Genomic DNA, 9,411 nt, shown 5'->3' on the forward strand with positions numbered 1-9,411 from the left:
TAGTAACTCCGATATTCCTATACTGTTTTTCCCAGCCAGACTAACTTCATTAAAGCTCTTGAAATTAAAGATTTCTATTGTAAAAAATTATAGTTTATTTCTTCAATATATCGTTCAGCTGCAACAGCAGCAGTTGCTCCATCACTAACTGCAGTAACAACCTGCCTCAAATACTTAACTCTATTGTCACCAATGGCATAAACTCCATCTATATTTGTTTCCATAAAGTCATTTACTGGGATATATCCTTCTAAGTTTATTTCAAGACTACTGTTTTTAATATACTCCGTAGATGGAACCATACCTACGAAGAAAAACACACCTTGGCAGCTAATCTCAGTAGTATTTCCAGTTTTTAAATTTCTAATTTTTACACCTTCTACGTTTTCTTCTCCAATTACTTCCTCAATCTTTGAATTCCAAATAAACTCCATCTTATCATTATTTAGTGCTTTTCCAGCACTAATTTTATTACAGTCGAGAATACCTTTATCACGAAGGACAATTACAGTTACTTTATTTGCAAACTTAGTAATATACATTCCCTCTTCGATTGCCTGATCCCCGCTACCTACAACAACAACGTGCTCTCCTTCAAAGAACTCTGCATCACAAGTTGCACAATAAGCTACCCCTGAGCCTTGAAGTTTTTTTTCACCCGGTATATTGAGAAATCTAGGTTCACTGCCAGAAGCGATAATTACAGCCTTTGCAATAAATTCTTCTCCTTTTTTTGTAGTAATCTTTTTTTCTTCCTGTGAAAAATCCACTTTAACAACTTCATCTCTTAAAAATTCAGTTCCAAAGCTTTCAGCATGATTCTTAAAATCTTTTATAAGATCTGCCCCACTGATTTCACTGTAACCTGGATAATTGACTATTTCTCGGGTTTTATTTACTAATCCGCCTAAAATTCCTTTATTTATAACTAAAGTTCTTAGCTTAGCTCTTCCTCCATAAATCGCAGCTGAAAGTCCTGCTGGCCCACCTCCGATAATTATTAAATCATAGAAATTTGTAAACTCACCCATATAACTACACTCCTTTAAATTATGTGTTTAAAAAACTTCCAAAATCTTTTTTTCTACTTCTTCATCATCTATCTGGCCAGCAAGCTTACCTTTATATTCACCATCATTAAAAAAAAGAATCTGTGGGACACCTTTTAATGAGAATCTATGAAACAGATTTTTCTGTTCTTCCACATCCACATAATAAAAATTATACTTACCATCATATTTTGATTGCAAACCCTCTAGTATTGGCAGTAATTCTTGACAAACATAACAGCTTTGTCTAGAAAAAACTACTAAGCTCGATTCAGCATTATCATAGATAATTTCATCAAAATTACTTGAGTCTAATTGTTGTAAAGACATACTAATCACTCCTTATAATTATCTCTATTTTTTGAAGATTTATATAAACAGAGTTATCAGAAACTGCTAATCTGATAACTGTATGAAACTTCTATTAAATTTCTTCAGAAAAAATCTGATAAATCGGTGCTCCCTCACATTGTGCTGGAAAACGCAAACCAAGTAATACTGAAATTGATGGAGAAACATCTACTTGCCTTATGACACGATCTGTAGTAAATCCATTTTTGATACCTGAACCAGCAGCAACAAATATGGGTGAAACTGAAGTATTAAAATACCCTTCAGAAGTTGAAATACTGTCCCCATGCAGTCTATTGTACTTTTCTTCAATTGAAAAAAAGATATCACCACATTCCGGTCCATTTACGCCAAGTAAAACTGCATCTTTGTTTCTAAGGCATATACCTACAACTCGTTTACCAGTTCTGTCATCTCTATAATTATATAAATCAGAGATTATTTGTTCCTCCAAATCGTACTTATCTTTAGGATCAACTATGCCGTTTTTATCTCTGCCTTTAAGATTAATATATATATAGTTGCTGCGAATTTGAACTGCTCTAGTTTTTTCCCAATCAACTTCTCTTATAGAATTACCATTTTCATCTTTCTTTAAAACTGTATAGCCAAGCTCTTCCATTACTTTGGTATTAAGCCCTCCATACTCTCCTAAAATTGGAGGTACATTTTCACCAACAATTAGACCATGGTCGCTAACAAGTAGTATTGTCCATCCTTCATCTAGTAAATATAAGAACTCACCTATATACTCATCTGTTTGAATATAGAATTTCTCAATAAATTCCTGATAAGTCTTTTCATCTGTGTAATCCCAAGGTTGAAGATTTTTTGCGAGATGCCAAAGCTGATGACCTGCACAATCAATATTGTGCAAATGTGAAAATACTACATCATATTTTTTTTCATTTATACAATATTTTAAGCAATCCGCCTGCCATTTATTATAGGCTGCCCAAGAAGGTTCAAAAATTTCTCTTACTAATTCATCATCTTCTCCTCCTATTAGACTAACTGGCGGAACATGTCCAACATTATTAATAATATCTTTATATAGAGATTTATGATGCCATAACTGATCATTAGATATATCAAGTGCATTACTTATCCAAAGTCTAACTTTATTCCCTGATGGGTCAATCTCCAAAATTTTCATAGCACGACAGGCAGGTTTTGTTGCATTCTTTTTTGTAACATCATCAATAATGCCAGTTACCATACTTCCCTTCTCTAATATAACAATTGGTGAATCTGCTTTCTTATTCTTATAAATTGCTATTCTGTCATATTCTCCAGATTCATTTTTTAAAATCAAAGCTGCACGCCTAGTTACACCACTAGAAGTTATTATAGTAAATTCCTTAGCCCCCTCAGGAGCATTTTTCCAACCTACAGCATCTTTAAGTGGCGAATTTACAATATCATAAGCTACTTTGCTTCCAATAACTACTTCTGTATCATTATCATCCATAACATATGTACGGATTTCTCCGCCTTGACGGGCAGTATCTCCCCACCAAAGCTCCATCATTTCATCATCTACATCGTCCTCTAAAGTACCTTCTAAATCATTGATTATGCACCCTACACCTGCTGGTTTTTCTACTCTTGGTGCATATCGGACTTCTTCAATTTCAGTAGAAGCAACAATAACCTTTTCCCAATCAAGCTGGGCAACACCCATATTTACTGAACCAGGTTGAGTACCATCTACAACACTTAAGTTTTCACTATGTGATGTTGGCGGCCATGAACTTCCTGGCCAATGCCATACCAATGTCTTTAAATCTGCCTCTGCTGTAATATTCCAAATCTGCTCTGCTGTACAATTACGAGAGTCCATATTATAAACAACTGCATCAAGATTTTTTGGAGATTGTCTCCAATAACAAGTAATACCATGTGTTCCTGGATAAGCACCTGTAGCAAGAGTAGTCCAGCAAGGTGGTGTAATAGTGGGAATTGCTCCAATTTGACGCAAATCTTTTCTTGCTGATCCTCTTTCAATTAATTTTTTCAAATTAGGCATTTTTCCTTCCATAACAAATTTATGACTAATTCTAGGATCCATACCATCTATACCTAATACTAATAACTTTTGTGTAAGTGCTTCTCTTTTCATAATAATCATCTCCACTTATGAATTCTAATTTATTTCACCTGACTAACTTGGCGTAAGTCTCCCACTTCTTCAAGTGGGAGTTCAACGCCAAGTAAGCCATGCATTTGCAGTTCTAAAATTCAGATGTGGTAAAAGAATCCCCACCTGAATTAAGAACTTGCTTCAATATATTTCATGCGGCTTACACCATAGTCAGTGATTCTATAATATATTATAAGTTCATCATCTAAATCTACAGTTGCACTTTTTTGCTCTATTATTCCAACAACTTTTAGCGAAAGAAGATTTTGTTCCAAAGTATTCGCTCTAATACTTCTATCAAAAGGATACTCTTTTTTAAGAATTCCCAATATTTCTATATTTGATAACTGTTTATTCTGATATATAGCTTGTATTATTCTAAATTTCACTGGAAGTGGATTCATTTTTCCTCCTTATGGAGAGATCTTAAGTTAACTAAATTCTTTGGATTATCTATAGTAAGAATCGTACCAAAAGATATTATTACTACACCAACAATCAAATTCATCGATATTTGCAAACCGTTTAATAACCATCCAAAAAAAACAGACCATAGGGCAAAAGTCACATTAAGACCCATCGCTCTGGTTACACCTGTACTATTCATTGCTCTATACCAAGATAAAAAGGAGATTCCACCAATCAAAGCAATAAGCGCAATATATAAACCTGAGATTGTCAAAAGACTATTTAAAATAAGTTTATAACCCGAATCTCCATATATAGGTATGATAACTACTACATAAATAATGAAAGAAGCAGCTTCTCTAATACCAATTGCAATATCTGAATCTACTAAATCCATTCCATAGGTTGAGATTACACCTTCTAGTGCCCAACCAATAGCAGCAATAACTGCAAATCCTATTCCAAGATAAAAAAATGGGTATATATAATTTTTAGGTGGTGAAAATCCAACAATAAATGATCCTAGAATAGATAATATTATTCCTATCCATATACGAACTGTTATTTTTTCTTTAAGAAAAATAAATCCAATCACTGCACCTATAGCTGGATACACTGCAGTGATTGCAGCAGTATAAGAAGCACCTGAAAAATAAATCGCTATTAAATTTGCAGACATACCAACAGGTCCACCTAGTACAGCAGCTACAATAATAATCTTACCTGGTTTTGTTTTTAATGTTCTTATATAATCTCTCCATTTACCATTTATTAAATTGTTTATGAATATCCATAATGCCGCAAAACCATCATGTAAACAAGCTCCCACCAAAGGAACAAGGAATATACTAGTATTATATTTAAATGGTGCTAATATTAGCACCATTCCCATAAGCACACCATCTAATCCCCAAGCCCCACCAGCTATAAGTCCACTAATAATGCCTTTTTTTGCATAATTAAGTTCTTTGTTTTGCAAACGCAATTTTGCAATTTGATCCATCTGATGTATAGCTCCTTAATTATTAATTTAAACATAGTTTCCTAAAACTTTTGTAAAGCTAAATTAATATAGCTTCTATTGTTCATTTATAAGCTGTAAAATATATTTTCTTTTTTCATGAAATCTTTCTGTAAATCTAACATCGTCAGAGTTGTCTTCGATGTATCCCCTTGTGAAATCCAGCTGTAAATCAGCTATTATTTTACCTGGATGTTTGCTCATAACAATAGTGCGTGTTCCTAATAACAATGCTTCGTCAACATCATGTGTAATAAAAAAGATTGTCTTTCCTGTATTCCACCAAATTTTACGAATCAATCCCTGCATTTGTTCTCTAGTAAGTGCATCTAATGCACCAAAAGGTTCATCCATTAATAGAATTTCTGGATTATTTATTAATGCACTTGCAATAGCTGCTCTCTGCTTCATACCACCAGATAATTCATACACTTTCTTGTCTTCAAAACCTTTTAATCCAACCTTTTCTAAATACAGCTCCACATCTTCTTTTATTTTGTTTTTAGGTACTTTCTTCATTTTAGGGCCAAAAGCAATATTATCGCGTACTGAGAACCATTCAAATAGAGGAGGCTGCTGAAATACAACCCCTCTATTTGAATCAATACCCTTAATCTCCACTTGATTTAATTTAATTGATCCTTTTGTAGGCAAGATAAATCCTGCCAACAAATTCAAAAGTGAGCTTTTCCCACAGCCACTAGGACCCATTACACAAATAAATTCACCTGGATAAACATTAAGTGTAATATTTTCAATAGCAGGTACTGTATCAGTCTTCTCATTATAAAATAAAGACACGTCTTTTATTGATATCAGCTCATTTGTTGTTTCAAAATAATTGTCTGAATTTAAATTTTTTTCATTACTCATTATTTCTTTCCTATTATCACTTATATTATTTAGTTTTCAAAGCTTCTTTAACAAAACTTGTATCAACTGCATTTTGGAATACCTTAAGATCTGGTGAATTGCTTATATTTCCTTGTGATTTATGGAAATCCGCAATAGTTTTTAAAGTTTCTGCTAAATTACCTGTTTTGCTTGATGTTCCAAGATAGTCTGCAGTAAGCTGATCTTTATCAGATATCCATTGGTTATCTGTTATTTGTCCTTTTGCATTGTCTTTAGATGTACCTTCCCAATCAGCAACATCTTGAATTGCTTTATCAGGATTGTTTTTTACCAAATTATATGCATTTATTAAAGCTTTTACATATTGGCTAACAAGAGTAGGATATTTTTTTGCAAAATCTGTTCTTGCAATACCAATTTCAGGAATTGTAACGTTTTGCTTTGCTAAATCTCCGTCATTTGTTATTATAGTTCCATTTGCTCTTAAGCAATTATCTAGTGCTGGACTCCAAATGTATGCAGCATCAACATCACCTCTTGTCCATGCAGCAACTATATCACTACCACTCATATCAAGTAATTTAACATCATTTGGATTGACTCCACCTAATCTTAATGCATTAAGCAATGCGTAATGTGATGTTGTACCAAATGGTGTAGCAATTTTCTTACCTTTTAAATCAGCTACTGTTTTTATTCCTAAATTTGATTTAACAGCTAGTGCCTCAATATTTCCTCCTTCAACATAAGGTACAAAAACTGCTTTGTAGCCAATTCCGTTTGCAATACCAAGAGCTATTGGCGAAGAACCATAAGATGCTAAATCTACATTACCTGAAACAACGGCATTATTTATTGCAGTTCCAGCAGAGTAATTTACCACATTAACTTTTACACCTAAATTTTCAAGATATTTTTCTTTAATCAAAATAGCTGATTCAGGACCACCTTCTATTACTCCTATATTTATAACAGACGGATATTTTTCACCTGTTATAGGATCTACCTTTGAACTTCCAGTGGTAGAATTACTTGAAGTTTTTGTACTATTGCATGCAGTAAGCTGTATTCCAATCATAAATATAATTCCAATAATTAATAATTTCTTTAATATCTTCATTAATTTCACTCCATTTTAAAATATTTTTACTAACTTTTACCCTTCCAAAATACAATTCTACTTTCTAAGAAAATTAGAATCTTATCTAGAATAATTCCTGTAATCCCCATAATTATTATTCCAACAAATATTACGTCACTACGCATATATTTACTGGCATCTAACACCATCCAGCCAATACCTGATATTGCAGCAACCATTTCTGCCGCTACTGAAGTAGCATATGCAGCACTCATTGCATTTCTTAGTCCCACAAATATATCAGGTAGAGCGGATGGAAGAATGACATAAAAGAAAACTTGTCTTTTGCTAGCACCTAATGTTCTTGCACGATTAATATAATCCTGTTTTACTCTCTTAACTCCAGCTACACATGAAATATAAATTGGAGCAAATCCACCTAAAAACAATAAAAATATTTTTGAATTATCATTTATTCCCATCCATAATATGATTATTGTATAATATCCCAATGGTGGAAGCGGTCTGATAAATGAAACGATTGGCTCAAAAATTGCTTGTACTTCTTCAAAATATCCGCTTATAAGTCCTAAAGGGATTGCAGCTAAAACAGCAATAATATATGCAATTAATAGTCTCCTTAAACTTGCAAATAAGTGTACCCATAATGGATAACCCTTATAACCATTTTTAATTAAATCTAAAAAACAATCCCATATCTGAACAGGTGAAGGAAACAGGATACTTGAAATTCTTCCTTTCCATGTAACCAGAGTCCATAAAATTAATATTATTATTGCGGTTAAGATACTTAGTATATATTTTTTTCCTTGACTTTTTATAATAATCCTCCTTTCTAAATTTCGTAGTAAATAAGTATGTTTTGTAAGTTTTATAATGATACTTTACACCATATTTTATTATTATGGAATACCCTTTTATTGAATATGGGGTATTAAATATTTTGATATTGAAAATTCATATATATACTATTAAACATATTTAACCTGACTAACTTGGCGTAAGTCTCCCACGCACTCTGTGAAAGCGATTCACACAAAATCTAAGATTTTGGTTCTCTGCTTTTCTTCAAGTGGGAGTTCAACGCCAAGTAAGCCATGCATTTGCAGTTCTAAAATTCAGATGGGGTAAAAGAATCCCCACCTGAATTAAGAACTTGCTTCAATAGAAACGTAACTATAAACATCAAAATAAAACTACTGGAGAGTAAATACCATGTATGAAATAAAGGAAATGTATTTATTCAATATAATGATACAATATAAGCTAGATTCAACCCCTGCAAGAAAAAAAGATTTTTGTGACGACTCACAAAAATCTTAACAAAGATATATGCTCAGAAAATTTTTTCAATACCAATTAGCTTCTAAAAACTAATCAAAAATTCACCTATAAATTTGATTATTCAAAATTTAATTTTTCAATAGTTTCTTTAATAACATCTAATACTTTTCTATCAATTTTTTTTGCCTTATATTTTATACTTTCAACATAACCTACCTCAAATTCCAATTTTCTATCTGAAATCTGAAGTCTTCGAATCATTCCGTTTTGTATATAAAAATCATTTTCTGACATATACTTTGGAAAAAAAGCTACATAATTGTTTTGAGCTATTAGACTTTTAATAGAGTCGCAATTATCAGTTCGAAAGATAATGTTTGGTTGGCTATTAGTGCCTATCATATTGGTTAATCCCCCATTATATTTTCTAAACTCATCTTGATAAGCTATATAGGGTTGTTGAAGAAACTCCTTGTAGGTAATACTTTCTTTTTCCCAATAAGGAGAATTTTTCCCAACATAAAGTACATATTCATCAATAAATAAAGGTGTATATTTTAAATCTGTAATACGCTCTAATTCATTATATTTAATTAGTATTCCAAATTTTGAAATTCCAGTTGATACATTATGAGCAACAGTACTGCTTTCTGAAGTAGAGACCGAAATTACAATATCATCTGCTTTATTATTAAGGTTTTGCAGCGTCTTTGGAATTATCCAGTCACAAATGCATGGGATGCAACTTATACTAACCTCGCCAAAATTGCGTTGTTCCTTTGAAAATTCAATAATTTCGTCAACAGACTTAAAAATATCCTCTGTCTTCTCTAGCACCAGTTCCCCTGTTTGCGTAAGCGTAACTCCCGCATTTGTTCTATTAAGCAGTTCTATACCTAATTCTTTTTCTAGATTAATTATTGATTGACTGAAAGAAGACTGTGACATGTAATTTTTTTCTGCTCCAATGGAAATTGAGTTATATTTTACTGCTTCTCTAAAATAAAACAACTGTTCTAATTTCAAAAATCTCACCTTCTAAAATATATTATTCTAATATGTTTTATATGTTTAATATTACATTAATTTTTCATACCTCGTCAAGTTGTTTTTCGAAATGTAACCATTGCTATTTTCCTGTACTTTTAACCTGACTAACTTGGCGTAAGTCTCCCACGCACTCTGTGAAAGTGATTCA

Annotated in this window: 8 protein-coding genes and 1 pseudogene; all 9 read right to left on the reverse strand. The window is 32.3% G+C overall.

The window, feature by feature from the left end:
* Positions 1–92: 92 nt before the first annotated feature.
* Positions 93–1,031, reverse strand: a pseudogene (gene trxB / locus ABF633_RS15200) (thioredoxin-disulfide reductase); the annotation flags it as partial.
* Positions 1,032–1,058: 27 nt separating this feature from the next.
* Entirely contained in the window at positions 1,059–1,379 is a 321-nt protein-coding gene (locus ABF633_RS15205) for a thioredoxin family protein (RefSeq protein ID WP_415524737.1), read from the reverse strand.
* 94 nt (positions 1,380–1,473) lie between these two features.
* Complete coding sequence (locus ABF633_RS15210) at positions 1,474–3,522, reverse strand: alkaline phosphatase family protein (RefSeq protein WP_415524738.1); 2,049 nt, start codon at positions 3,520–3,522, stop codon at positions 1,474–1,476.
* 149 nt (positions 3,523–3,671) lie between these two features.
* Positions 3,672–3,947: a hypothetical protein gene (locus tag ABF633_RS15215; RefSeq protein WP_415524739.1), complete on the reverse strand. Its 276-nt coding sequence runs from the start codon at positions 3,945–3,947 to the stop codon at positions 3,672–3,674.
* The gene (locus ABF633_RS15220) at positions 3,944–4,954 is read right to left on the reverse strand and encodes a DMT family transporter (RefSeq protein ID WP_415524740.1); all 1,011 of its coding nucleotides are present in this window, start codon (positions 4,952–4,954) and stop codon (positions 3,944–3,946) included. The genes ABF633_RS15215 and ABF633_RS15220 overlap by 4 nt, the downstream gene beginning before the upstream one ends.
* A 75-nt stretch (positions 4,955–5,029) precedes the next feature.
* A complete protein-coding gene (locus tag ABF633_RS15225; RefSeq protein ID WP_415524741.1) occupies positions 5,030–5,845 on the reverse strand; it encodes an ABC transporter ATP-binding protein in 816 nt (271 codons plus the stop codon).
* 25 nt (positions 5,846–5,870) lie between these two features.
* Positions 5,871–6,947, reverse strand: a complete 1,077-nt coding sequence (locus ABF633_RS15230) for an ABC transporter substrate-binding protein (protein ID WP_415524742.1) — start codon at positions 6,945–6,947, stop codon at positions 5,871–5,873.
* Positions 6,948–6,976: 29 nt separating this feature from the next.
* A complete protein-coding gene (locus ABF633_RS15235) occupies positions 6,977–7,810 on the reverse strand; it encodes an ABC transporter permease (RefSeq protein ID WP_415524745.1) in 834 nt (277 codons plus the stop codon).
* Between the two features lie 520 nt (positions 7,811–8,330).
* Positions 8,331–9,239, reverse strand: coding sequence for a LysR family transcriptional regulator (locus tag ABF633_RS15240; RefSeq protein WP_415524743.1), 909 nt, complete (start codon positions 9,237–9,239; stop codon positions 8,331–8,333).
* Positions 9,240–9,411 lie beyond the last annotated feature (172 nt).

The sequence above is a fragment of the Clostridium sp. genome, assembly GCF_047718555.1.
Lineage (GTDB): Bacteria > Bacillota > Clostridia > Clostridiales > Clostridiaceae > Clostridium_I.

What these genes read in the sequence shown, in the direction of transcription:
- ABF633_RS15225 (WP_415524741.1), bottom strand. Translation starts at nt 5,845, where the DNA reads ATGAGTAATGAAAAAAATTTAAATTCAGACAATTATTTTGAAACAACA.
- ABF633_RS15230 (WP_415524742.1), bottom strand. Translation starts at nt 6,947, where the DNA reads ATGAAGATATTAAAGAAATTATTAATTATTGGAATTATATTTATGATT.
- ABF633_RS15215 (WP_415524739.1), bottom strand. Translation starts at nt 3,947, where the DNA reads ATGAATCCACTTCCAGTGAAATTTAGAATAATACAAGCTATATATCAG.
- ABF633_RS15210 (WP_415524738.1), bottom strand. Translation starts at nt 3,522, where the DNA reads ATGAAAAGAGAAGCACTTACACAAAAGTTATTAGTATTAGGTATAGAT.
- ABF633_RS15205 (WP_415524737.1), bottom strand. Translation starts at nt 1,379, where the DNA reads ATGTCTTTACAACAATTAGACTCAAGTAATTTTGATGAAATTATCTAT.
- ABF633_RS15220 (WP_415524740.1), bottom strand. Translation starts at nt 4,954, where the DNA reads ATGGATCAAATTGCAAAATTGCGTTTGCAAAACAAAGAACTTAATTAT.